Source organism: Proteiniborus ethanoligenes, from assembly GCF_900107485.1.
Classification (GTDB): Bacteria; Bacillota; Clostridia; order Tissierellales; family Proteiniboraceae; genus Proteiniborus; species Proteiniborus ethanoligenes.
Window position 1 is genome coordinate 17486 of the sequence record NZ_FNQE01000010.1, and the last position, 25245, is coordinate 42730.

Here is a 25245-nt window from a genome sequence, read left to right on the forward strand (position 1 = left end):
CCCTATTACAATACTCATAAAAAAACCTCAGTTTACACAATATCTACTTTCCTAGTATTCTTTGTATGTTCTAGCCTTCCGTTGTTTTTAACGAGAATAATTTCAGCCATTATACCTAATGCAATATCTTGAGGAGATTGACCACCTAAATCTATGCCTACTGGAGAATATACCGTTTCTAAGGTTTCCTTAGGTATACCTAAGCTTCTCATAACATCCATAATGTGTTTTGTCTTCTTTACACTCCCTACCATTCCAATATATTTTGCTCCTCTATCCAGAACGGCTTTTAAAGCCAATTCGTCATACTTATGACCATGTGTAACTATTATAATATAGCAATTTTCATCTATATTATAATTTTTAAGACCTTCTTCGATATTTCCAGGATAAAGCTCATCTGCGTCTGGAAATCTTTCTACGCAACAATATTCTTCTCTTTCATCAAAGATTACGGTATGAAAGTTCAAAAACTTTCCTAGCTTGTATAGACTATGTCCTAAATGACCCCCACCTACAATAATAAGTCTATGCTCTGGAATAAATACTTTAATAAATACTTCTACTCTTCCTCCACATTGCATCTGTATTCCACCTGGTTCATCATTTAGCCCAAATGAAAACAGCTTGCTTTCTCCTGATTCTATGCATGCTTTAGCAGAGTTTATTGTCAGTAGCTCAACCTTTCCTCCCCCCACTGTTCCAAAGGTAGTTCCATCTTTGAATACTGCCATCATGCCCCCCTTTTTACCTGGAATAGAGCCTTCTACATTGATGATGGTAGCAAGTGCTACAGACTTATTTTCTTTTATTTGCTCTGTTATCTTCTCTAAAACCTTTTGTTCCATACTATGCCTCCTGTGTTTTTATAGTGTACAGTAGGTTCTCATTATTTGTTTCTTTCTCTGTTTAAATATAATATTGCTTCAAGTACTCCTCCACCTACAGCTCTAGCTTTTTCCGATATTGAATAGCAATATTCTTTAATTCCCCTAGGATCTACATCTGCTATTTTAAAGCCTTTTACCACTTCTAAGCCTTCCATTATAAGGCCTCTTAAGACTCCATCTATAGTAGCCCTTACAGGTACATCTCCTGTATATGCAATTATATCATCTTTTTTAACTATATCTCCTATTTTTGATGCATGTTTTATAATTCCGCAAGCGGGGGCCTTTATTACTCTCTCTTTTCCATACCCATTTATAATACCTGGTATCCCAGAGTCTGGCTCAGCAAACCCTTCAAATATCAAGGAGCCTAAATAGTGTCCTCTATTAGTTTCAATTACAGCATCTACATCTACACCTGCCTCAAAGCCAGGGCCTGCAGCAATAGTAATTGGAGCTAGACTTTTATTTATCCCTAAGTTTTTCTTAGCAATTGTTGCATCTACAAATACATCTGCTTTTATATCTTGTAATATTTTCATTTCCTCATCTATTAGAACAGGTATAATTCCTTTCTCCCAGCATGTTAATATTTCTTCTTTCTCATTAACTTTTTTTGCTTTTACTCCTTCAACTATATACTCCTCTTCAAATATGGCTTGGGCAAAAGATACTGTTCTTCTTATAACCGTAGGCTTAGATATTTCCATGATCAATACTCTGAGCCCACTTCTATAGAGCTTGTGTGCTATTCCTGTTGCAATATCTCCTCCGCCTTTTATTGCTACTACTATATCTTCATTCATTTCTTCATCCCCATTCTGTTAATTTGTTCATATTCTTCCCAAGTGTCCATGTCCAGTCCAGCCTTATAGTCTTTTATATGGATAAACTCTACCTTGTTCTTCATCTCCTCAATTATTTCCCTTCCACCTTTATCTCCTTCTACTCTTAGGAGCTTGTTTCTCAGCTTTGAAGAAAATATAGTTGGACTGCCATTTTTCTTATTGTATATTGGGACTACTATTTCTTTATCATTATGATTAAATGCATCTATTAAAATATCTATTGTTTGAGAGTTTAACAGCGGCTGATCTCCAACAATAAACATATACCCTTTTGCTTCCGGGGCAGAAGCTTTTATTCCTAGCTTCATAGACTGACTTTGCCCCTTCTCTGGGTTTTGATTTAAAATTGTTTTGATTCCATGCTTTAACCCTATGTCCTTGACTTCATCTTTTTGATAAACTAATAATATCTCACCTAGCTTAGAAGCCTTTGCAGCCTTTATCACTCTTTCTATAACAGGCTCTCCATCAATAGTAAGAGTTAGCTTATCTCTATTCATTCTTGTAGAAAATCCTGAAGCCATTATTATGCCAATTATCATTTTAACACCTTCTTAAACCATATTAAGCCTCTCGTTTTTCATACTTCCTGCTATGATTCCATCTATAATAATATTAGCTTTTCTAATCATATAAGCTATGCTCTTAGCTTGTTCAATTTGTTCTTCCCTATCTGCTTTATTTAATAGTAAATATTTCTTGCTATTTAAAGGCAAGCCTTTAAATAATCCATCCTTAGATATAACCAATCTACATATTATATCCTTTGTTATTAAGTCTCCTATTCTGCTATTAGTTATTTGAGAAAATAGCTCTGCTCTATGAACATTATTTTCATCAATGCTTTTTTCAAGAGAATCCATTCCTATTACACCTATGGTTTTACTAGTTTGGCTAGGTATAACAGGCTCATGACTTCCAGGAGCCTTTATAGGCTTTTTTTTAGAACCATCAGCCTCTACTAAAATATAGTCAAATAATTTTTCATTATATAACTCATCAAGAACATTACTGTCTACTCCCAAAAGCTTATTCTCTACTGAAATGCATCTACCTAATACAATAATAGTTCCCTTGCTCCAGTCCTTATATATTTTCTGGTGCTTGTCTAATAAGACTAAGCTATTATATAGCTCTTTACTTGGATTGTACATAGCTGTTGTGGTAGTAACTAAGACCCTTTTATCTAAAGCCCTAAGCTCGTTAGCTAGTTTGAAAACAGTTGTAGTTTTTCCCCCGCCACCAACAATAGATATCATTTCTCTTTTATTTTCTTTTATGTCAAAAAGTTTAATAATTCGCATGCTTTTACCTATTTCCCAAATGGGCACACTGGATATTGGCATACTGGACAGTTTAAGCAAAGGCCTCCATGTCCAAGGCTAGTTATATCCTTTCTATTAAGCACTTCTCCAGCCATTATCCTTGGCAAAACTAGGTCTAAAACTGTTGTTTTATGATACATTCCACATGCTGGTACTCCAAGTATGGGAGTGTCTCCTTTGTATGCTAGCATGAACATTGAGCCTGGCAATACTGGAGCACCGTAGGTTATTACTCTATCTGATATGTTTTTTATAGCTGTAGGAGTTACATCATCTGCATCCACAGACATTCCACCAGATGTTAGTATTACATCTGCACCCTCCTCTATAAAAGCCTTTATAGTATCCTCTATCATTTGACTATTATCTGATGCATATTTAACGCCTATAGACAAGCCTCCATAGTGCTTTACTTTTTCTTCAAGCACTGGCCCAAATTTATCCTTTATTCTTCCATCATATACTTCGGACCCTGTAACTACGATGCCTGCCTTTAGTGGTTTTAGTTCTTTTACAGAAACTATACTTCCTAGTTCCTTGCAAATTTCCTCTATCTTTTCTATTCTTTCTTTCTCTATAGTAAGGGGTATAATCCTTGTTCCTACAACTGCTTGGTCCTTTTCAACTACAGTATTATTATGAAGAGCTGCAATTATAATAAATTCAATATCATTAACTAATTCTAATGCCTTTACATTAATCTTTAATAGACCTCTTTCCTCAGCTTTAACAGTTACTTTTCCTTCAGAGGGCTGAGTATTATATACCTTATAGCCTGATATAGCTTTTCCTATTCTTATGGCCGCATCATCTTCATGGATATCATTATCTGTAAGCTCTATTACATTTATATGGTTTTTGCCCATGTCCTTTAGCTTGTCTATATCCTCTAGCTGTATTATATGTCCTTTTTTATATGCTGCTCCCTTGAATTGTCCTGGAACTATTTTTGTTAAATCGTGTGCTAATACCATTCCTACCGCATCTTCTACCTTAACCTTTTTCATATTTATCCTCCTCGTTTTAAAAATGTCATTTTTATATTTTATATATTTTTTTAATCTACATGCAAGCTCTAAATAGCGGTGTCTATTTGAATGTATAACGCCGTTGATTACAAAGCGTACATATTGTACGCTTTTATGTGCATTCCATGCTAAAACTTTAATAGGGAATCGATAGATAACCCTACTTGATATATTATACCACTTTCATCAATCATGGCAAGAAATTTAAATAGCTGATTATCCTCTACTCTTCTCTTAATAGGTGTTGTAATATAGGGCTTTGCTCTAGTTCTTAAATAATCATAGGTTGAGTCTATTTTATAAAGATTTAGTCCAATAGATTCCTTTTCATTACAGTATCTAATTTCGCCCTTATTGTCTGTAATATATATGACATCTACTCCTGTTTCTTTAAGCATAGTACTCATTAGGCTGTTATCTACATCCTTACCTTTAGCAGTATTTAATATGTACTCTACATCCTTTAGCATTTTGCCTTCCATTACTCTGCTTGTTACATATTGCTGCATTTCATCTGCAGTGTTTTTCAGGTCCTCAATAATTTTGTTTAAGGATATCATTTTTTCATTTTGTAAAATAGTCTGAGCAGAGGTTTCTTGCATCTCTGAATTTATTTCCTTTGAAAATTCCGTTACCTCACATACACTTTCTTCTACCTCATTGCTTTTTATGCTAATATTATTTATGTTCTTGCTCATAGTATTAATTTTTTTAACGCTTTCTTCTAGGGAGTTTTGTATTTTGCTGAAGTTATTTATAGCCTTTTCTATAGCATTATACTCCTCTTCAACATGGATGGTTTCCTCTTCCATAGATTTTGAAATGTTTAATATTTCTTCTTTCAATGTAGATATTACTTCTTCTATCTTTGCTGAAGCTTCGCTGGTTTCTTTTGATAGCTTACTTACTTCTGTAGCTACTACTGCAAAGCCCTTGCCATGCTCGCCAGCTCTTGCTGCTTCTATAGAAGCATTTAATGCTAGCATATTTGTTTGCTCTGCAATTGTGTTGATTAAGTCGATCATCTTAACTACATCTTCTGAATAAATTCTTAATTTATCCACATTAGTTGCAGTGCTTTTTACTGAATCTCTTGTAATCATTACCCTTTCTTTAACTCCATTAATATCCTGTATCCCTAATTGAACTCCTTTAATGGATTCTGTAGTAAATACTGCAGTTCCTTCCATTTCCACATTTATTTCATTTAATGTATTAACTATGTCTCTGGTTTTTTCAGATACATTATTCAACATAACAAATTGCCTTTCACTGCTTTGACTTGTAGTTTCAGCAGATGCAGCAACTATTTCCATTGCTGATTGTGTTTCATCTGAAATGCTTCCTATTTGTTCAGATACTGCAAGTATTTTAGTTGCTATGTTTACCTGTCGCTTGAAATTTGACTTTGTCTCTTCAAACATAGTATTGATTTCTTTTAATATCTCATTATCTGAGTTCTTAAGCCTTTCATCTATTTTTATCATTAGGTCATTTTTATTCATGCTTTTAATAAAATAAAGTATCTGCTCTAAAGTCTTATTTAAAAGCTTATTAATAATTAATGTAGCTATTAGTGAAACAATTAAAGTAGATAAAATGCTAAATACCCAGCTATTTAGAATTGTAGCCAAAAATACTATTGGCCCTAAGCATATTAACAATATGATGAATATTTTAATACTTCCTATACTGTTTTTATTCTTCAAAATAGTCCCCCCTTGTGTAAGAACAAGTTTCTCCCTATTCTATATCCATAAAAGGGAATGACGGCATTCCCTTTTATAAAGATTATTCTTTAACTTCTAAATCCATAAAATCAAATCTTGAAACATCAAACAAGCCTAAATCCGTTACTTTAATTTCAGGTATAACTGGTAAAGCTAAAAAGGATAATGTCATAAATGGATCTATATCTTTGTTTACGTTAAGATGTTCATATGCTATCTTAAGCATTTCTTTAAGCTTTTCATTTACTACTTCCATAGGCTCATCTGATATAATCCCAGCTATTGGAAGCTCTAAGGTCTTAAGGATTTCTCCTTTAGATGCTATGGTAATACCTCCACCAACTTTAGCAACCTTATCTATAGCTAATAGCATATCTTCATCATTGTCTCCAATTACTATTAGATTATGAGAATCATGAGCTATTGTAAGTGCTATTGCTCCATTTTTCAGCCTGAAATCTTCAACTAACCCTAATCCAATATTACCAGTAGCATTATGTCTTTCGATAACAGCCAACTTTAATATATCTAATTTTTCGTTATTCACGAACTCCCCATCTTTAGTGCTTATTTTTCTGACCACTCTTTGGGTAAATAAGCTATGTGATGATAATCTCATAACATTTGCTATATCTGTGTGGTTTTTTATCCTTAAATCATCCTTGGTTACAGGTTTTATTCTCACTGTATCAACAACATTTGAATTGTCAAAATCCTTTACATTAAATAAGGGCTCTTTATTTTCTGCTACAAGCCTACCATTTTTAAAGACTTGAAGCACATTAAAATCCTTTAGATCATCTATTATTATAATATCTGCAATATATCCTGGTGCTATGGCTCCTAGCTTTTTAAGACCATAGCATTCAGCAGCATTTATTGTAGCCATTTGGATAGCTGATATTGGGTCTATACCATTTTTAATAGCAAGCCTCACATTATTATCTATATGTCCTGTTAAGAGTATATCCTCAGGATGCTTATCATCTGTACAAAATAAACATCTTCTCATATTCTCTCTTTTTAAGCCCCTAACCAATTCCTTTAGGTTTCTTGCAGCAGACCCCTGTCTGACTAAAATGTACATTCCAAGTCTAAGCCTGTTCATCATTTCTTCTACTGTAGAGCATTCATGCTCTGTAAGAACTCCTGCTGCTACATAAGCATTTAATTCCTTGTTTTTTATTTCTGGTCCATGACCATCTATTATCTTACTATGTTCTTTTGACAATTGAATCTTGTCGACAATATCATCATCTCCTGCAATGACACCAGGATAGTTCATTAGCTCCCCTAAACCTAGTATTCTCTCATTTCCAATTAGCTCTTTTAAATCTTCTGCTAATAGCTCTGCTCCTGAGGTTTCAAAGGATGTGGCAGGAACACAGGAGGGCAGCATAAAATATGCATTTAAAGGTAATCCTTCACTTGCCTCCATCATGTATTTGATACCCTCTAATCCTTTTACATTAGCTATTTCATGTGGGTCTGCTATAATTGTTGTAGTACCCCTTGGTACTACTGCTCTAGCAAACTGTGGTGGTGATACCATTGCAGATTCTATGTGAACATGTCCATCAATAAGTCCTGGAGCAACAAACCTTCCCTCTACATCTATTTCTTTTTCCCCAAAATAATTACCTATACCTACGATTTCTCCTTCGTGTATGGCTATATCTCCATCTACTATTTCGTGTGAAAATACGTTTACGATTCTTGCATTTTTAAGAACTAATTCTGGTTTCATTCTGCCATATGCTAGGTCTATTTTCTTTTTTATTTCTCCCTTCATTTTATTACCTCCTTCCAAAACATATATTTAACAAGGAGCTATATTAAAACCAATTACGTTACAACTAAGGATTTAAATACAGCTCCTTCATTCTATGTTCTCATGTATTTATTTGCTTCTTAATAATTATTTATTTTCATTTAAAGCTTTTATTAGCTTTTCTGGGGTAACAGGAATCTCAGTCATTCTAACTCCAACTGCATTATATATTGCATTTAATATTGCAGGAGCTACATAGATTAGCACAGGCTCTCCTATTCCCTTTGCTCCATATGGAGCTGTAGATTCTGGATCCTCAACAATAATCTTATCTACCTCTGGCATATCCATAGAGGTTGGTATTAAATAATTAGTAAATCTGTTGTTCTTTATTTGTCCTTTAACTACATTTAGATTTTCCATTATTGCATAGCCATATCCCATGGCAAATCCACCATCTATTTGACCTTCAACTAATGTAGGATTAATAGCCTTGCCCACATCTTGAGCAACTGTAGCTTTTAATATTTCAACAACTCCAGTTTCCGTATCCACCTCTACCTCTACTCCACATGCTCCAAATGTATATGGCCAATATGGTGAGCCTTGGCCTGTTTCATCATCCATTTGAGTAGAATGGGCTATAAAGGTAGCTTCTTTTCTTAATGGTTCATCACCAATTTTTTGAGCTATTTCTTTGAAGGTTACATTTTTGCTTGGGAAGGTTTTTATATATACACTTCCATTTTTCATAGCTAAGCCTGTATCACTATTTACTCCTAGTATTTCGACTGAAATCTTAATAATTTCTTCTTTTAGTGCTTCTGCAGCTTTTTTTATTGCATTTCCTGTATTATAGGTCTGTCTACTTGCGGCTGCAGTGCCTGCATCTGGTGTTATACTAGTATCCTCACATATAAACACTATATTTTCTACTCCTATACCTAAAACCTCTGCTGGTATTTGACTCATTATTGTCTTAGCACCTTGCCCAACCTCTGTAGCTCCAACGTATATTGCTATATTACCATCATGTCTTAGCTCTGCAATAGCATTTGAAACGTCTGGAAATCCATTACCATATCCTGTTCCATAAAACATTGTCGCAAATCCTATTCCTCTTTTTTTCATTGGGCTACACCACCTTTGAATCTTTCTATAAAGTTCATTTTCTTTTCCACTTCTTCTATGCATTTATCTAATGGAACACTTTCGTCTAATATTTGTCCAGTAGCCGTTTCTGAGCCTACCTTAAATATGTTCTTTAATCTAAAGGTGATAGGATCTATATTTAGCTTTTCTGCAAGCATATCCATTTGCTGCTCATGTGCTATAGGTACTTGAGTTGCTCCGAAACCTCTCATTGCTCCTGCAAATGGATTGTTTGTATATACTGAATAGCTATCAACCTTTATATTTGGTATTTCATAAGGACCTGTGGCATGAACTCCAGCTTTTCTCATGACATTAATAGCCCAAGAAGCATAAGCCCCTGTATCTCCAATTAATATGGCTTCCATAGCTAATAGCTTTCCATCCTTGGTAGCACCAGTCTTATATTTCATCTTAACAGAATGTCTCTTACAATGAGCGTCAAAGGATTCTTCTCTCGAGTATATAGCTTTTACTGGCTTGCCTGTGATCTTCGCAGCCATTGCTAAGTGTATTTGCATAGTAATATCTTCTCTTCCACCAAAAGCTCCTCCAACTGCAGGATTAATTATCTTTACCATATGGGGTGGCACTCCCATAGCTTCTGCTACTTCCAATTGGTCAAAATGTGGATATTGAGTTGCAACAGCTACTACTATAGTACCGTCCTCTTCCATATATGCTACTCCCGCTTCTGGCTGTAAAAATACATGGTCAACCATAGGCACAAAGTATTCATTTTCTACTATTACATCACACTTTTTAAATGCTTCTTCCATATTTCCTTTTCTAAGCTTGTAGTGATAAACTATGTTGCTATTTCCTTCATGTATCTGTGGTGCAGTTTCCTTCATTCCTTCTGAAGGGTCAAAAACTGCCTCCAACTCTTCATATTCTACTTTTATAGCCTTTAATGCCTTTTCTGCTATTTTTTCTGTATTAGCTACTACAAAAGCTATTGGGTCTCCTATTCTTCTTACTTTTTTATTGCAGAGAACCTCATGGTCTTTAAATAAAACACCATGGCTATTTACCCCTGGCACATCCTTTGCAGTTAATATCTGAACTACTCCATCTATGCCTAAGGCCTCAGAAATATCTAGCTTAAAATACGCATGGGGCTTAGTAGATCTTAAGGTTTTTCCATAAAGCATTCCTTCTATATATATGTCTTGGGGATACACGGCTTTTCCTGTTACTTTAGAAAGGCCATCTACTCTTATTACACTTTTCCCTACAACATCTAGCTTCACCTTACTTCCCTCCCTGTAAATCTTTTGCAGCCTTTTCAACTGCATTTACAATTTTGTTATAGCCAGTACAACGACAGAGGTTTCCTGATATTGCTTCTCTAATATCTTTTCTTGTTGGAGAGGAGTTTTTGTCTAATAAGGATTTGGCAGATAGCACCATGCCCGGAATACAAAATCCACATTGAACAGCACCTTCATCTAAGAAGGCTTGTTGAATAGGATCTATGCCATTTTCGTCTCCTAAGCCTTCTATGGTAACGATTTCACTTCCCTCAGCTTGAAATCCCATTACTAAGCATGAGGCTACTGCTTCGCCATCCATAATTACTGTACAGGCTCCGCATTCACCTTCTCCACATCCTTCCTTAGTACCTATAAGTCCAAGCTTATCTCTTAAAACATCTATAAGCCTCATATCCTCTTCAACTTCTACCCTATAGGTCTTTCTATTTACATTAAGTTCTATTGTTTTCATAGCTTTCACCTTCCTCTAAAAATAGAATTATTAAGCTGGATTGTATATATTGACTACCCTGTTCAATGCATCTCTTAATACTCCTTTAACAGCTACGCTTTTAAAGCCAACAGTAGATCTACCAGCTAATCTTTGTGCTACTTGATTTTGCATGTGTTGTATTCCCTCTTGGATTACTTCCTCTGTCAGCTTTTTACCTTTAAAGAATTCTTCTACTTCTCTTTCTCTCATTCCGTATCTTCCTAGGGAGCCGTTAGCTATTTTAATTTCTTTTAGAGTTTCATCTTCATTAATTTCAGCAAATACACTAGTACATATTCTAGAGATAGCTAGGGCTTTTCTGAGGCCAAGCTTGCTAAAAGACAACATTTCATTCTTTTTTGGAGCCTTGAACTTTACAGATACTAGGATTTCATTGTCCTTAATATCTACTTGCCCTTTATCTAAGAATAATTTCTCAACTAATACTTCCCGTTCCCCACTCTTGCTTTTTATTTTAGCAACTGCGTCTAGTGCAAGTAATGGTGGGACTATATCTGCTGCAGGAGAGCCATTACAAATATTGCCTCCAATAGTTCCTTTGTTTCTTATTTGAGGTGAGCCTACAGAATATGCTGCTTCTCTTAACCCTACAAGTCTGTCTTGAAATAAATCAGACTTAACTATCTCCGTAAAAGTTGTAGCTCCACCTATTTCAATCATGTCCTCTTCTGCCTTTATGAAAGACATTTCCTTTATATCAGAAATATCTATTAGGGCTTCAAAATTCACAGTTCCATTCTTAATTTCTATAACTAGGTCTGTTCCTCCCGCAATTAATTTCCCTTGTCCTTTATGCTTGTCTAGAAGCTCGACTGCTTCCCCTATGGTTTTTGGCTTATATGCATATTTGATTGACATGTCTATCCTCCTTAATAGGGTTTAATTTTTTTATAAAATCAAGTCCATACTGTAATCTCATCTTTTGTATCCTTGTATGATTTTCACTGGCCATGTTTGCGTATAAACACATTATTCATTGTAAAATCTATAATATGATTTTATTCTTATACGGTCTCTGATTTTACAATAAAAGATAGGTTCAAAATGGAATTAGTTTAATTTGAGCCTATTTTTTATTGTAAATACATAGATTTAAAGCTCCGCTCCCTTTTAGGGAGCGGATTTGTTTTTTTATAGGAATATATATTTAAGTACGAATAGTATTGATAATATATACATTACAATAGACACATCTTTGTATTTTCCTGTTAATGTTTTAAGTAATGTATATGAAACCATACCAAACACTATACCTTCTGCAATACTATATGCAAGAGGCATCATAATAATAGTTAAGAATGCTGGTATTGCTTCTGTAAAGTCATCAAGATTAATTTTCATAATTGGAGACATCATGAATAGACCAACTATTATAAGGGCTGGAGCAGTAGCTGCGCCTGGGATAATACCAAATATTGGTGCAAAGAATAATGCTAATGCAAATAATACAGAAGTTGTTAATGCTGTAAGACCTGTTCTACCACCTTCTGCAACTCCAGCTGCACTTTCTACATAAGTAGTAACTGTACTTGTTCCTAGTAAAGCTCCTACAGATGTTCCTACAGCATCTGCAAATAAAGCTGGCTTAACTCTTGGTAGGTTTCCATCCTTGTCTAACATATCAGCCTTTGATGCAACCCCAATTAATGTCCCGATTGTATCAAATACGTCAACAAATAAGAATGTAAACAACACTACTAACATATCAAGGCTAAATATTTCTGCTGCAGAAAATCTTAATTTAAAAGCTACTGGTGCTAATGATGGTGGAAGTGAAACGAAACCATTAAACTGTGTAACTCCTAAAGGTATACTGATAACTGTAGAAACTAAAATACCTATTAATATTGCTCCCTTGACTTTTTTGTATAAAAGAATTCCTGTAATAATAATTCCTAATATGGCTACTATAGCTGTTGGCTGAGTAAGATCTCCAAGTGCAACTAATACAGCATCATCGTTAACTATTATTCCTGCACCCTGTAATCCAATAAAAGCTATAAATAATCCAATACCTACTGAAACTGCATTTTTTAAATTCATAGGAATAGCATTGACAATAGCTTCACGTGCGTTAACAAATGATAGCAATATGAAAATAAGACCTTCTAAAAATACGGCTGTTAATGCGAATTCCCATGAATGCCCCATACCTAGAACAACTGAAAATGCAAAGAATGCATTTAGTCCCATACCAGGTGCTAGTGCAAAAGGATAGTTAGCATAAAAAGCCATAATTAGTGTAGCGATAACTGCTGATAATGCTGTAGCTGTAAATACTCCACCTGGATCCATACCAGTTGCTGAAAGAATCCCTGGGTTTACTGCTAATATGTAGCCCATTGTCATAAATGTAGTAATACCAGCAATAACTTCTGTTTTGACGTCAGTTTTGTGTTCATTTAGCTTAAATATTCTTTCTAACGTACTCATTAATAGACCCCCTATTTTTTTTAATGTTTTTCCCCGTATATATAGTTTTTAATAAATACTACCCTCCTTTCTAGAGTTTATTTGCACATATCTAGCATTAGTAAAATCTAGATATATAGCTTAGTACCTACAAGAACACTGCTATTTTTTTACTAGAAATAGGCTTTGTGTTGTGTTAGGTCCGCTGTTATGATTAATAAATACATAAATATTTATGTATTTATTAATCATAACATATGAAAAGGTTTTCAATAAATGTATTTCTTAGGCTTTTATACTTTTTTAAAGTATAAAAGCCTAAGAGTTTTTATTTTACTTAACTATTGGCTCAAGGATTTCAAAGTTATTTACGTCAATTAGACCTTGATCCGTTAGCTTCCATTTCGGACTAGTAGATAATGCTAAGAAGGATAAATGCATAAATGGTGCATGTATGGTGCCACCAAGCTGTTCTTTTACTACTTTGTCAAGATTAGCTACCTTTGCACTTACCTCTGAGCCTGTAAGCTCATCTGTTATAAGTCCTCCCACAGGCAATCTTAGTTCTTCTAAAACTCTACCGTTGTTAACTACTGATATGCCACCGCCCATTTCAATAACACGATTTACTGCAATGACCATGTCTTTTAAATTTGTGCCTGCAACCATAATATTATGAGTGTCATGGGCAACACTTTCTGCAATTGCTCCTTGTTTTAAGCCAAAGCCCTGAACAAAGCATTTTCCTATGCTACCATTGCGGCCATATCTCTCAACGCAGGCCATATAAATAACATCTTGTTTAAGGTCTGGTTCCACTATTCCTCTGTTTACTTTAAGCTCTACTTCAAGAGTTTCTGTTAGGTTTTGATCTGGAATAGCAATTATACATCTACCTGTTACTTGGTTTCCTTCTGCTCTGATTTCTAAATCTGATTCTGTTATTGGTCCTCTCTTAACTGAATGTTTTACCACGTCTGGATAAGTATATTTTGGAAGATCTATTATTAGCTTTCCTTGTGAGGCAACTAGCTGGCCTTCAATAAATACAGCCTCAACTGTCATTTCCTTCAAATCGCTGATGATAGCTATGTCTGCCATTTTAGCTGGTGCTAATACTCCTCTATCTTCTAAGCCAAAATATGTGGCAGGGTTTATTGTTACCATTTGAATAGCTTCAACTGGATCTACACCTTGTGCTATAGTTCTTCTCACTATTTCATTCATATGTCCTAGTTTTTCAAGATCTTCAGCTACCATATCATCAGTAGCTAATATACATCTTCTTGAATCAAAGCCTTCCTCTGTAACAGCTCTAATGCATTCGGCCATGTTCTTTTGAGTTGAACCCTCTCTCATAAATACATATACACCTTGTCTAAGCTTTTCAACACATTCTTCTTTAGTTGTAGTCTCATGACAAGAACATTTTCCGCCTGTAGATATTATGTGAGCAGCAAGTTCTGGACCAAAAAGCTCTGGTGCATTTCCATCTACTACTTTTCCTAAGCTTTTAGCATAAATAGTGGAAGCTAATAGATCTGTAATTACTTCGGGAGTATTTCTATATACATGTTTGGCATTACTAAAGCCTTGTAGCTCTCCAATACCTATAATATTTGGGTGACTTAACAAATCAGGAATGTCCTTTGATGAAACATCATGACCTGCAGTTTCAAGGCTTGGGCTATCTGGCACAAGTGCTGGCACCACAAATCTAACGTGATTTGGAACAACACTAGCTTCATCTGCCATAGCCTTCATACCTACTGGCCCTAACGCGTTACCGATTTCATGTGGATCTGCTACTAATGTAGTTGTACCAGATGGTATTGATAATCTAGAGAATTCTGTAACAGTAAGCATACTACTTTCAAAATGCATATGTGAATCAATAAATCCTGGAGATAAGTATTTGCCCTTGACATCAACTACTAATGTGTCAGGTCCTATTAAAGAAGCTGAATCTCCAACTAATAATATATACTTACCTTTTATAGCTATGTCTGCAGTATAAACTTCTCTTGTCAATACGTTGATAACATTCCCATTATAAAGCACTATATCTGCAAAATGCTTATCTGACATAAGCACATCTATTAAATTTCGGTACTCCATTGCCTGTTTAATTCCTTGAACACCTAACAAGCTTACGCCTCCTTTCTTTTGTTACTTATCTATGAATTCATTGTACACATCCATATTGTCTACTATACCTACAATAGCAGCATCTATAGCAGAGGTTTTCTTTTCAGCAGCATTTCGTGATGCAGTCCCTGTTGCATATATAACTATTTCTCCAATACCTGCACCCACTGTATCTACTGCTACTAAGGGCTTTCCTGTAGGCTTCATATCTATGTCTATAGGCTGTGTTAATAAAAGCTTGCTCCCTACTAAGCTATCACTTTTTCTTGTTGCAACTACCGTACCTATAATTCTACCTAATTGCATTTTATCACTCCTTTTTAATGTCCTCTTATTATTCTTATACCTAATTCTTTTGCCTTGTCATATGCTAGAGGAGTTATAATTGCTCTCATAGGTACAGTCACTTCTTTGTTATTTGCCCTCATATTAACCAAATCACTTTCCGTAATTACTTGCCTTGGGGCATGCTCTAATTCTGTAACTGCATTTTGAGAGTATTGATTGTTAGCTGTTGCTACATTAGAACCATCCTTAAAAGCATTGAGCATTTCTACAAGATAATTATTTTTATTAACACTTTTTACGCTCATTTTTTGAAGTTTCTCTACATAATCATTCATCATTTGTTGAAGCATTGGTAACTTAGATTTATTGCCTCTATAGGAGAGTACATTTTCAAAATCAATTAATACTTTTTTCCCGTGCCATAGTCCTTGCCATAAAAGTGTTGATATAAAACAATCTTGTATACCTAAAGCTAGCTTTGTTGCAGTGTCCTGAGTAGTCATTGGTACTATTATGCCATCTACACTCTCTAGTATTTCTCCAAATATTAGCTTGTCTCTTTCAGTGTAAATTCGCTCTGCTTGTAGAGAAGATTTTATTGAAGCTATTCCTTGGCTTCCAATAATCTCTTCTCCATTCTCAGTTATGGCCATGTCAAATGAAAACCCATATCTTCTAGCTTTTGACAGCTCTTTAAGGGCTTCATTAAGACCAAAATTAGTTCCTGTAAATACTGCTAAAATATGCTGATTTAAATGAGTATGTTGTTCATATGTCCTATCAGCTATTATAGTATTACTAGGTCTGTTATTTATTTTTTGAACCAATCCACTAACAATGTCATTTGTTAGATTGTATTTATTCATATTCAAACACCCCATAAGGATTTGGCTACTATAAAAATGTTATAGTAGCATTAATAAACATTATTATTCATATTTGTTTAGTATTACTCTTTCAACTTCTGAATGTGGTCTTGGGATTACATGAACTGAGTGTAATTCTCCAACTGATCTTGCAGCTTCTGCGCCAGCGTCTGTAGCAGCCTTTACTGCTCCAACATCACCTCTAACCATTACAGTTACAAGACCAAAACCTATTTTTTCATATCCTACTAAAGTAACATTAGCAGCTTTAACCATTGCGTCTGCTGCTTCAACTGCACCTACTAATCCTTTAGTTTCTACCATACCTAATGCTTGACTCATTATTATTCCTCCTTTAATTCATTACTTTGCACTTGTTTTCTTTTTATTTGCTTCTGAATTAGATGTTTTTTCTTCATTTCCTGTTTTTTTCTCTACTGGTTTCTCTTTTTCCTTCTTTTCTTTTAGGTTTTTTTCAAACTCCTTTATGAGTTTGTCAACCTCTTCATGTGGTCTAGGTATTACATGACCTGAAACTACAGTTCCAACTCGGCTAGCTGCAGCTACTCCAGCATCTACAGCAGCTTTTACAGCTGCAACCTCTCCTGCAATATTTATAGTCACACTGACAACCTTTTCAACACCTATTACTTTGTCATAACCTACAAGCTTAACATCTGCTGCTTTACTTGCAGCATCTAATGCAGTAATAGCTGTAGTTAAGCCTATTGTTTCAATTAGTCCAAGAGCTGCTTTCACAAGTACACCTCCTTATTTCCTACCACTATAGTAAGGAGCCTTTTTTTCCTATTGAGTCTAATGATACTTTAGGAATATAAGCCTCTAATTTGTTTATTACTCCAGTTTTTACATAAACCGGTTCTTTACTTGAATCCTTTTCTTTTACATTGTCTTCTTCTTGAGTTTTTTTAACTTTTCCTGCCAGCTCATCTAAGGTCATCATTGTATTTGACTTTTTAAAATCCTCAGTGCTTTTGCTAGGCCTTAAACCGCCCTTTACTAAATCCTCTAGCTTAACTTTTTCAAAATAATTAGAGCTATTATTAAACTCTGTTGGTTTATGAGTTGCTTTCTTATTCATAACATTAAGCAATATTTGCTCTTCATTTTTATCTAAACCTGAAATTTTATAGGTGCTATTTGAATAGCCACTTTTCCCATGAACCTTGTTACTATTTTGGGCTATATTGTTCATGATTACTCTTGCTAATGGGTTAGCCATTTTTTTCACCACCATTTAGCTATTCTAATATTTTATCTACTTCGTCATGAGGTCTAGCTATAACGTTTGTAGATACTATTTCTGATATTTGACCTGCTATTTCTGTTGCATTATCTACGGCTGCCTGTACAGCGGCTACTTCTCCTGATACTATTACAGCAACGACTCCAGAGCCGACAAAATTCATATCAACTATGCGTACATCAGCTGACTTAACCATAGTATCTGCCGCCTGTATAGCAGCTACTAAACTTCTGGTTTCTACCATACCTATGGCCTGTCTCATACTCTATAACCACCTTTATTTATTTTTTATCCCTGGAAGATATTTGTTAATGTCTATTTTTTCAAATCCAGGAATTTCAGCTCTTTCAAACAACACTGATTTTTCGCCTAAAGGTTTTGTAGCATCTATTCCCATTTTATCTGTAAGGCCTCTGGCAACATGAGATGCTTCTAAGCCTGAGCCTAATGCATTAGGAATAATAACAACATCCTCTGATGCTTGAACTCTAGAGGCAATTGCTAGCTCTATGTCTTTGTAGTCGTAAATATCTATATCATCGTCTACAATAAGTACATGCTTTATGTCTTTGCTGCTTCCTAAGGCTGAAATAATAGCACTTTTCCCATCACCTTCATTTTTCTTGTTAATAGATACAATTGCATGTAGCCTACAGCCACCTGCTACGGTTACATTTACATCCTTTACATCTACTACAGCCTTGACAGAATTATATATTTCTATTTCTCTAATAAGGCCATTTGCCAAATGTTCCTCTCTGCAAGGGAATGCATGCTGGAATATTGGATCATTTCTATGCATAATAGTCCTCACTTCCATAATAGGTACAGGAGCCACCTCTCCATAGTATCCCATTAGTTCTCCAAAAGGTCCTTCTACTATAGTTTTGTTTGGAAGGATAACACCCTCTAGTACAATCTCAGCATAAGCTGGAACCTCTAAGTCTACAGAATGGCATTTTACTAGTTCAAGTGGTTCTCCTCTTAGAGCACTATCGACCATATGTTTATCTATGCCATATTTAGTTGAACTGATTTGAGATGCTAAAAGATAAGGGGCGTCATAGCCAAGCACTACAGCACACTCTAATGGCTTATTCATTGCATTATATCTCTCCATCTGAGCTCTTAAATGAGGTGAAGCTCCTGAAACTAATGCATTTATTATATTGCCGCCATTTATCTGAAATCTCCTAACTGCCATATGTGTTTCACCTGTTATATCGTCTTTTACTATAAGCATACCGGCAGTTATGTAGCTTGAGGAATCCTTTCCGTGTGATGTAGGTACTGGAAGCATTTTAGGAATGTCAATATTTCTAGTTATGATATTTTCCTTTACAGGACCATTACTTAAAAGCTTAGCTGGTTGTGGGTTAGCTATAGCATCCATGAATTTAAACAGTCTTTCCTCTTTGTTTGTTCCCATTAAATCATAATAAAGCTGTCTATTTCCATACAACCCGCCTAGGACTTTCATATTGTAGCCTTTTACCTTGTTAAATAATATAGGTTTTTCATTTTGGAAGTATCTTAGGACTGCTCCCAATTCAAATTTAGGATCTACTGTAACATTACAAACTTCAAATTCTCCGAGCTGTTCTAGCTTATTTATAGTAGCCCTTAGCATCTGTTTTTCCATACTCTCCCTCCCTTCAAGTTTTATTCTCCCCATCTTTTAAAGAGATTATGTTCAATATGGAGCTGGTCTAATACTTTACCAACAATTATACTCACAATGTCACCAAGATTTTCAGGATGATTATAAAACCCTGGAGAAGCAGGTAACACCGTAACTCCCATTTTTGCAAGCTTTAACATATTCTCTAAATGAATTACGCTGAGAGGAGTTTCCCTAGGAACCATTATTAGCTTCCTATTCTCTTTTATTATAACATCTGCAGCTCTTGTCAACAAATTATCTGATATACCATTTGCAACAGAAGCTATAGTTTTCATGGAGGAGGGAATTATCACCATTGCATCCGTTTTAAAAGACCCACTAGATATGGGTGCGGCTAAGTCTTTATTTTCATGGAAATAGGTTGCTAATCCTTTTAATTCTTCAAGTTTTATCCCACACTCATGCTCTGTCACATATTCGCCCATTGTGCTAACTACAAGATGGGTTTCTATATTTAACTCTTGAAGTACTTTTAAAAGTGCCACTCCATAAATAGCCCCACTTCCTCCGGAGATCCCAACTACTACCTTCATATGTTTTACCCTCACTTTCTTATGTTGAATTATCCTAGTTGAAATAAGCAAAGAACCATTTCTCTTTTAGGCACAAAAAGTCGTCTCTATATATTTAGTTGGCGACTTTCTCATATGCTAATTATGTGCTTAAATATTCATTAGACTGTCCTCTTTAGAGGACAGTCTTGGTAGTATTATTTTACTTTGTTTTCCGGGTCTCCTGCTCCTACCCATGGATCTAATCCTTTTTCAAATGCATCAGTATATTCATCTATTGTCATAACTTTTGTAAATATACTAAGGTCTACTAATCCATGCTCATGTTGCTCATCAGTTTTTGAATGAACTCCGTCACTTAATGTAATTACCTTATAAGCGTTAGCTAAAGCATCAGCAGCAGTAGATCTAACACATACGTTAGTCCATACTCCAGTAACAACAACAGTTTCTATAGCTTCTTCTCTTAAGAATAAATCTAAGTCAGTATGCCAGAAAGCACTATGTCTTCTCTTTTGAACTATATATTCACCTTGCTCTGGATATAATTCTTTAATAAAATCTGATCCCCATGTTCCTTTTATAGCATGAACTGGTCTCACTCTAAAATCTGCATCCTTTTCTCTATGAGCTTCTTGGATATGAACCAGTTGAACATCATCTTTTCCTTGAGCATTTCTTTCTCTTACCCATTTAAATAATTTTTGAAGATTTGGAGTTATTTTTGCTGTACCTTCACAGTATAGTGCCCCTTTTTCGTTTGCAAAGTCATTTAACATGTCTATAATTAATATTGCATGTCTTGCCATTTTCATCTCTCCCTTTATTTAAATTTAAAATTTGTTTTTTGTATTTTTTTCTAAGTGTGGCCTATGTTTTTACATAAGCCACACTTATTTTTAGTTCAATATGGTTTAGTAAGTTATTGTTCTAGGTAAAACCTGAATGCTTTGTCTCTTAACGAATCTACCAAATCCAGGCTTTACTTGAATTCCTCTAATGCCTCTTACATGCTTATCTATTACTTCTGGATGTTCCTTTCTATAGCTTCTTTCGTATTCAGCGCTATATAAGTTAGGGAAGTTTTTAAATATTTCTGGATATCTTTCTCTAACTCCTTCTGGATATTCATGAACTATAGTCTTTAGTTCTTCATCAGTTAGTGATGCTAATGTGCTTTCATCTACGTCTTTATATACTAAATGTCCACGAACTATTGTTTTCTCTACTCTTCCTTGTAGCTCCATGCCTTCAAGTGGAGTATACCCACACATTGAAGCTTGTTTCTTAGGCTCTATAACCCATCTTTTATCTAGGTCAATTATAGTAAAGTCAGCATCTGAGCCTATGTGTAATGCACCTTTTTTAGGATATAATCCATAATGTTTAGCAGCATTAGTTGATAGGATATCTACTAGCTTGCTTAGTGAAATTCTTCCTTTATTGTATCCTTCGCTAACTATAACAGGCACCATAGTTTCAACTCCAGGTATTCCTGGGAATGCTGTCCATATATTTAAGCCTTCTTTTATCTTTTCACTTTCTAATTCATAAGGAGCATGGTCAGTAGCTATGAAATCAATACTTCCATTTCTAATTCCTTCCCACTGCTCTTCATTATCTCGTTTAGTTCTTAACGGTGGAGCTATCTTAGCATTTGCACCATGTATTGTCATAGACTCTTGATAGTTTAAGGTTAAATAGTGAGGACAAGATTCTGAAGTTACGTTTAAGCCCCTCTTCTTTGCTTCTCCTACTAATTTTGCACCTATACCAGTACTCATGTGAACTATGTGTAGTCTAGCACCTGATGCTTCTGCAAAGCTAATGCCTAGTTCTATAGCAACTTTTTCAGCTAATTCCATTCTAGCTTCTGCCCAAGCTGGTCCGTCCATACGTCCTTCTTTTTGGAACTCTTTTACATAATAGTCACACATAGCAAAGTTTTCAGCATGAATTCCTATTGGAAGACCTGTTTTTGCAACCGCTCTAAATGCTTCATACATTTCAGGGTCAGTAACTCTTGGATAGGTTGGAACTGATGGAGTCATATAAACCTTAAATGCAACTACTCCATAATCAGCTTGTTCTTGAACATTGTGTAGCCAGCCTTCTCTTACATCTTCTCCAGTGACTCCACCCCACATAGCAAAGTCAACTAATGCTTGTGGCTGACATACGTCTATTTTAAGCTTTAATTCATCAACACTTCTTGCTGATGGAACAGAACAACATGGCATATCTATAATTGTTGTAATTCCACCTGCTGCTGCTGCTGTTCCTGTTAAGAAATTCTCTCTATGAGGAAAGCCTTGATACATAAAGTGAGTATGTGAATCAATACATCCCGGTAAAGTAAGATGACCTCCAGCGTCTATAACGTTTTTAGCCTCTATTCCGTCAACACAGTCTGTAAATCCTGCTATTTTTTCATCTTTTACTAGAATATTAGTTAAAACAGTATTGTCCCCTTGAGGTATTCTAGCATTTTTAAGAATCATATCATACATCTTTTTTTCCTCCTTTTTATTGTAATTTACAGCTTGATATCGTTTTCACGTTTTTTAACAAACTGGAGAGTCTAACTCTCCTAGTTTGTCAATATTTTTTAGAACAATCCAACTATGGTACCATCTGGAAGAATATCCATTTTATTTGCTGCTGGTACTTTTGGTAATCCTGGCATTGTCATAACTTCTCCTGTAAGTGCTACTATAAATCCTGCACCTGCTGACAATCTTAATTCTCTTACAGTTATATTAAATCCTGATGGTCTTCCTAACAATGATGCATCATCTGATAAAGAGTATTGAGTTTTTGCCATACATATAGGCATCTTGTCTAATCCTAGTCCCTCTAGTGTCTTTATCATTTTTTCTGCACCTTTTGTAAATGTAACTCCGTCAGCACCATATACTTCTTTTGCTATTTTCTCAATTTTTTCTTTTATTGGTAGCTCAACATCGTATAATGTTTTGAAGTTTGATTCTTTACTTTCTACTACTTCTATTACCTTTTTAGCTAGTTCAACTCCACCTTCTCCACCATTTGCCCACACATCTGATATTGCTACCTCTGCTCCTAGAGCTTTTACCTTTTGGAATACTAGGTCCAGCTCTGCCTGTGTATCTGTCGGGAATTTGTTTATTGCTACTACTGATGGAACTCCAAACTTCCCTACGTTTTCTATGTGTTTTTCTAGGTTTTCTAATCCTTTCTCTAATGCATTTAGATTTTCTGTACCTAGGTCAGCTTTTGCTACTCCTCCATGCATCTTTAATGCTCTTACTGTAGCTACTATTACTGCTGCCGCTGGTTTTAAGCCTGCAAATCTACATTTTATATCGAAGAACTTTTCTGCACCTAGGTCAGCACCAAATCCTGCTTCTGTAACTGCATAGTCTCCTAGCTTTAATGCCATTTTAGTTGCTAATATGCTGTTACATCCATGAGCAATATTGGCAAATGGACCTCCGTGAATTAATGCTGGTGTATTCTCAAGAGTTTGCACTAGGTTTGGTTTTATTGCATCTTTTAATATTAGTGCCAAAGCTCCAGTTGCTTCTAAGTCTTTTGCTCTTACTGGCTCTCCCTCTAGATTGTATGCTACCACCATGTTACCTAATCTTTCTTTTAAATCGTCTAAATCATTAGCTAAACATAAGATAGCCATTATCTCTGATGCTACTGTTATGTCAAATCCATCCTGCCTTGGAACGCCTTCTGTTCTTCCGCCCAAGCCAATAACTATATTTCTTAGTGCACGGTCGTTCATATCAACTACTCTTTTCCATGCAATTCTTCTTGTGTCTATGTTAAGTGCGTTTCCTTGATGTATATGGTTATCTAGTAATGCAGCTAGTAAGCTATGTGCTGATGTAATTGCATGGAAGTCTCCTGTAAAGTGTAGGTTTATGTCCTCCATTGGAACTACTTGTGCATATCCTCCACCTGCTGCTCCACCCTTTACTCCAAAAGATGGTCCTAAAGATGGTTCTCTTAATGCTGTTATAGTTTTTTTACCTAATTTGTTAAGACCCATGCTTAAGCCTATGTTTGTTGTTGTCTTACCTTCTCCCGCTGGAGTAGGATTTATCGCTGTTACTAATATTAATTTTCCATCTGGTTTGTCCTTTAGTCTGTCAAATACCCCTAATGATACTTTTGCTTTATACTTTCCATATAACTCTAACTCATCTTCTAATAGTCCTATGCTTTCTGCCACTTCTGATATAGGCTTCATTGTAGCTTCTTGTGCTATTTGAACATCTGTTTTCACTAAGCTTTCTCCTCCTCAGGTTTATTTTCTATATTTACTATATTTCTTTTTATATTATCCTATGGAACCGAGATTGTACCCTTAACTAAAGGAGTTTAATTACTCCATTAAATGTGTTTCTAATATTTGGTCTCTTCTAAATCCTTCTAATCCTAAGTAGTATTCTAATGAATTTATAATATATTCAAGCTTTATTGGCCCTACTACCTCTGAGCCTGTTACTGGTATTCCATATCTTGCTGCTTCTTGTTTTACTAACTCAAACACTCTATACATTGGAGTGTTTTGGCAATCAAACATATTTACCGATACTACTACTCCTTCTCTTTCTGGGAACTTGATTCCGACTGCTCTTGTTGTTGAGAATCCACCACTTGGTCCTCTAACTGCTTTAGCTATTTTCTTTGCTATTTCTAGATTTTCTGTTGCTAAAAACACATTATATGCTGTCAGCCCTTCAGCTTCTGCACTTACTATTGTAGCTCCTGCTTTGTCACTTAGTAAGCCATCCTTGCTTAGGTCTGGTTTTCTTGATTCATATTCTACTTTTCTTGATTCATCATCTTTTATTTCTTTTAATAAAGCATTTAATCCTTCATATTGTCCTTTTCTAATAAAAGCTAAGGCTTTTCTTTCTTCTGTTCTCGCATTTTCAGCTGCAAAGAATACAGGTACTCCTGTTTTTTCATGTAACTCATGTCCTATTTCTTCTGCTAGCTTTACACATTCTTCTACTGTAATATTTTTGAATGGGAATAGAGGTATAGTGTCTTGTGAGCCTATTCTTGGATGTGTTCCTTTTTGCTCTTCCATATTGATTAGTTCTATGGATTTTGCAGCCATATTAAGAAGTGCTACTTTTAGCGGTGCTGGTTCTCCTATAATTGTAACAACTGTTCTGTTAAAGTCATGCTCTGGTTCATAGCTTACTAGCTTTACACCTTCTACCTTTCTAACTTCTTCTACAACTGCTTCAATTACTTCTTTTCTTCTTCCGTCACTAAAATTAGGTACTGCTAAGATATACTGTTTTTCTGCAGACATTTACATTCCTCCTTATTTATTTAAACAACATTTTAATAATTATTAATTTTAATAGTTGTTTTTTATCCAAATGCTGTAATCTTATCTCCTTTAAATTTATAATACCATAAACATTAGTCATTTACCTTTGTTGGTTTTATATAAATCATTAGTATTTTTAAACAAATTTTTGCAAGGAATTTTGTATAACATTGACAACCTGAATCTGGCCTTAAACTAAGGTTTTTCTTC

25 protein-coding genes are annotated in these 25245 nt (G+C 35.1%); all 25 read right to left on the reverse strand.

The genetic code is table 11. The features are described 5' to 3' along the window. Positions 1–32 precede the first annotated feature (32 nt). Positions 33–848, reverse strand: coding sequence for an XdhC family protein (locus BLV37_RS05400; protein WP_091728372.1), 816 nt, complete (start codon positions 846–848; stop codon positions 33–35). A 41-nt stretch (positions 849–889) separates the two neighbouring features. Next, a complete protein-coding gene (gene yqeB / locus BLV37_RS05405) occupies positions 890–1696 on the reverse strand; it encodes a selenium-dependent molybdenum cofactor biosynthesis protein YqeB (protein ID WP_091728375.1) in 807 nt (268 codons plus the stop codon). Next, positions 1693–2280 (reverse strand): molybdenum cofactor cytidylyltransferase, encoded by a 588-nt coding sequence (gene mocA, locus BLV37_RS05410; protein WP_091728378.1) that lies wholly within the window; start codon positions 2278–2280, stop codon positions 1693–1695. The genes yqeB and mocA overlap by 4 nt, the downstream gene beginning before the upstream one ends. 12 nt (positions 2281–2292) lie before the next feature. Continuing rightward, on the reverse strand, positions 2293–3042 hold the full coding sequence (yqeC, locus tag BLV37_RS05415) for a selenium cofactor biosynthesis protein YqeC (RefSeq protein WP_176967881.1): 750 nt from the start codon (positions 3040–3042) through the stop codon (positions 2293–2295). A gap of 8 nt (positions 3043–3050) precedes the next feature. Next, entirely contained in the window at positions 3051–4070 is a 1020-nt protein-coding gene (locus BLV37_RS05420) for a molybdopterin-binding protein (RefSeq protein WP_091728383.1), read from the reverse strand. A 149-nt stretch (positions 4071–4219) separates the two neighbouring features. Continuing rightward, complete coding sequence (locus BLV37_RS05425) at positions 4220–5800, reverse strand: methyl-accepting chemotaxis protein (RefSeq protein WP_091728386.1); 1581 nt, start codon at positions 5798–5800, stop codon at positions 4220–4222. A gap of 82 nt (positions 5801–5882) precedes the next feature. After that, entirely contained in the window at positions 5883–7613 is a 1731-nt protein-coding gene (gene ade, locus BLV37_RS05430) for an adenine deaminase (RefSeq protein ID WP_091728388.1), read from the reverse strand. A gap of 126 nt (positions 7614–7739) precedes the next feature. Beyond that, entirely contained in the window at positions 7740–8723 is a 984-nt protein-coding gene (locus tag BLV37_RS15505; RefSeq protein WP_342026594.1) for a xanthine dehydrogenase family protein molybdopterin-binding subunit, read from the reverse strand. After that, positions 8720–9997 carry a xanthine dehydrogenase family protein molybdopterin-binding subunit gene (locus BLV37_RS15510; protein WP_342026595.1) on the reverse strand — a complete coding sequence of 426 codons (1278 nt, stop codon included), beginning with the start codon at positions 9995–9997 and terminating at the stop codon, positions 8720–8722. The genes BLV37_RS15505 and BLV37_RS15510 overlap by 4 nt, the downstream gene beginning before the upstream one ends. Position 9998: 1 nt before the next feature. Continuing rightward, entirely contained in the window at positions 9999–10472 is a 474-nt protein-coding gene (locus BLV37_RS05445; RefSeq protein ID WP_091728396.1) for a (2Fe-2S)-binding protein, read from the reverse strand. 30 nt (positions 10473–10502) lie between these two features. Then, a complete protein-coding gene (locus BLV37_RS05450; RefSeq protein ID WP_091728398.1) occupies positions 10503–11372 on the reverse strand; it encodes an FAD binding domain-containing protein in 870 nt (289 codons plus the stop codon). A gap of 273 nt (positions 11373–11645) precedes the next feature. Beyond that, complete coding sequence (locus BLV37_RS05455; RefSeq protein WP_091728400.1) at positions 11646–12947, reverse strand: NCS2 family permease; 1302 nt, start codon at positions 12945–12947, stop codon at positions 11646–11648. Positions 12948–13259: 312 nt separating this feature from the next. After that, positions 13260–15074 (reverse strand): adenine deaminase, encoded by a 1815-nt coding sequence (gene ade / locus BLV37_RS05460; RefSeq protein WP_244270477.1) that lies wholly within the window; start codon positions 15072–15074, stop codon positions 13260–13262. A 21-nt stretch (positions 15075–15095) separates the two neighbouring features. Then, entirely contained in the window at positions 15096–15380 is a 285-nt protein-coding gene (locus tag BLV37_RS05465) for a EutN/CcmL family microcompartment protein (RefSeq protein ID WP_091728403.1), read from the reverse strand. A 14-nt stretch (positions 15381–15394) separates the two neighbouring features. Next, positions 15395–16228, reverse strand: coding sequence for a hypothetical protein (locus tag BLV37_RS05470; RefSeq protein WP_091728406.1), 834 nt, complete (start codon positions 16226–16228; stop codon positions 15395–15397). A gap of 63 nt (positions 16229–16291) precedes the next feature. Then, positions 16292–16573 carry a BMC domain-containing protein gene (locus BLV37_RS05475; protein ID WP_244270478.1) on the reverse strand — a complete coding sequence of 94 codons (282 nt, stop codon included), beginning with the start codon at positions 16571–16573 and terminating at the stop codon, positions 16292–16294. A gap of 18 nt (positions 16574–16591) precedes the next feature. Further along, positions 16592–16987: a BMC domain-containing protein gene (locus tag BLV37_RS05480; protein WP_091728413.1), complete on the reverse strand. Its 396-nt coding sequence runs from the start codon at positions 16985–16987 to the stop codon at positions 16592–16594. Positions 16988–17012: 25 nt separating this feature from the next. Beyond that, on the reverse strand, positions 17013–17471 hold the full coding sequence (locus tag BLV37_RS05485) for a hypothetical protein (RefSeq protein WP_091728415.1): 459 nt from the start codon (positions 17469–17471) through the stop codon (positions 17013–17015). A 19-nt stretch (positions 17472–17490) separates the two neighbouring features. After that, positions 17491–17757 (reverse strand): BMC domain-containing protein, encoded by a 267-nt coding sequence (locus BLV37_RS05490; RefSeq protein ID WP_091728417.1) that lies wholly within the window; start codon positions 17755–17757, stop codon positions 17491–17493. Positions 17758–17772: 15 nt separating this feature from the next. Further along, on the reverse strand, positions 17773–19137 hold the full coding sequence (locus BLV37_RS05495; protein WP_091728420.1) for a UbiD family decarboxylase: 1365 nt from the start codon (positions 19135–19137) through the stop codon (positions 17773–17775). Positions 19138–19157: 20 nt separating this feature from the next. Beyond that, positions 19158–19712: a UbiX family flavin prenyltransferase gene (locus BLV37_RS05500; protein ID WP_091728422.1), complete on the reverse strand. Its 555-nt coding sequence runs from the start codon at positions 19710–19712 to the stop codon at positions 19158–19160. Between the two features lie 176 nt (positions 19713–19888). After that, entirely contained in the window at positions 19889–20500 is a 612-nt protein-coding gene (locus BLV37_RS05505; RefSeq protein ID WP_091728425.1) for a cysteine hydrolase family protein, read from the reverse strand. A gap of 105 nt (positions 20501–20605) precedes the next feature. Beyond that, positions 20606–22201, reverse strand: a complete 1596-nt coding sequence (locus BLV37_RS05510) for a dihydroorotase (RefSeq protein ID WP_091728428.1) — start codon at positions 22199–22201, stop codon at positions 20606–20608. Positions 22202–22299: 98 nt separating this feature from the next. Next, positions 22300–23970 carry a formate--tetrahydrofolate ligase gene (locus BLV37_RS05515; RefSeq protein WP_091728430.1) on the reverse strand — a complete coding sequence of 557 codons (1671 nt, stop codon included), beginning with the start codon at positions 23968–23970 and terminating at the stop codon, positions 22300–22302. Positions 23971–24069: 99 nt separating this feature from the next. Then, a complete protein-coding gene (ftcD, locus tag BLV37_RS05520; protein WP_091728433.1) occupies positions 24070–25014 on the reverse strand; it encodes a glutamate formimidoyltransferase in 945 nt (314 codons plus the stop codon). Positions 25015–25245 lie beyond the last annotated feature (231 nt).

What these genes read in the sequence shown, in the direction of transcription:
- yqeC (WP_176967881.1), bottom strand. Translation starts at nt 3,042, where the DNA reads ATGCGAATTATTAAACTTTTTGACATAAAAGAAAATAAAAGAGAAATG.
- yqeB (WP_091728375.1), bottom strand. Translation starts at nt 1,696, where the DNA reads ATGAATGAAGATATAGTAGTAGCAATAAAAGGCGGAGGAGATATTGCA.
- BLV37_RS05485 (WP_091728415.1), bottom strand. Translation starts at nt 17,471, where the DNA reads ATGGCTAACCCATTAGCAAGAGTAATCATGAACAATATAGCCCAAAAT.
- BLV37_RS05490 (WP_091728417.1), bottom strand. Translation starts at nt 17,757, where the DNA reads ATGAGACAGGCCATAGGTATGGTAGAAACCAGAAGTTTAGTAGCTGCT.
- BLV37_RS15505 (WP_342026594.1), bottom strand. Translation starts at nt 8,723, where the DNA reads ATGAAAAAAAGAGGAATAGGATTTGCGACAATGTTTTATGGAACAGGA.
- BLV37_RS05505 (WP_091728425.1), bottom strand. Translation starts at nt 20,500, where the DNA reads ATGGCAAGACATGCAATATTAATTATAGACATGTTAAATGACTTTGCA.
- BLV37_RS05445 (WP_091728396.1), bottom strand. Translation starts at nt 10,472, where the DNA reads ATGAAAACAATAGAACTTAATGTAAATAGAAAGACCTATAGGGTAGAA.
- mocA (WP_091728378.1), bottom strand. Translation starts at nt 2,280, where the DNA reads ATGATAATTGGCATAATAATGGCTTCAGGATTTTCTACAAGAATGAAT.
- ftcD (WP_091728433.1), bottom strand. Translation starts at nt 25,014, where the DNA reads ATGTCTGCAGAAAAACAGTATATCTTAGCAGTACCTAATTTTAGTGAC.
- BLV37_RS05495 (WP_091728420.1), bottom strand. Translation starts at nt 19,137, where the DNA reads ATGGAAAAACAGATGCTAAGGGCTACTATAAATAAGCTAGAACAGCTC.
- BLV37_RS05450 (WP_091728398.1), bottom strand. Translation starts at nt 11,372, where the DNA reads ATGTCAATCAAATATGCATATAAGCCAAAAACCATAGGGGAAGCAGTC.
- BLV37_RS05455 (WP_091728400.1), bottom strand. Translation starts at nt 12,947, where the DNA reads ATGAGTACGTTAGAAAGAATATTTAAGCTAAATGAACACAAAACTGAC.
- BLV37_RS05470 (WP_091728406.1), bottom strand. Translation starts at nt 16,228, where the DNA reads ATGAATAAATACAATCTAACAAATGACATTGTTAGTGGATTGGTTCAA.
- BLV37_RS05465 (WP_091728403.1), bottom strand. Translation starts at nt 15,380, where the DNA reads ATGCAATTAGGTAGAATTATAGGTACGGTAGTTGCAACAAGAAAAAGT.
- BLV37_RS05420 (WP_091728383.1), bottom strand. Translation starts at nt 4,070, where the DNA reads ATGAAAAAGGTTAAGGTAGAAGATGCGGTAGGAATGGTATTAGCACAC.
- BLV37_RS05400 (WP_091728372.1), bottom strand. Translation starts at nt 848, where the DNA reads ATGGAACAAAAGGTTTTAGAGAAGATAACAGAGCAAATAAAAGAAAAT.
- BLV37_RS05510 (WP_091728428.1), bottom strand. Translation starts at nt 22,201, where the DNA reads ATGTATGATATGATTCTTAAAAATGCTAGAATACCTCAAGGGGACAAT.
- BLV37_RS05500 (WP_091728422.1), bottom strand. Translation starts at nt 19,712, where the DNA reads ATGAAGGTAGTAGTTGGGATCTCCGGAGGAAGTGGGGCTATTTATGGA.
- ade (WP_091728388.1), bottom strand. Translation starts at nt 7,613, where the DNA reads ATGAAGGGAGAAATAAAAAAGAAAATAGACCTAGCATATGGCAGAATG.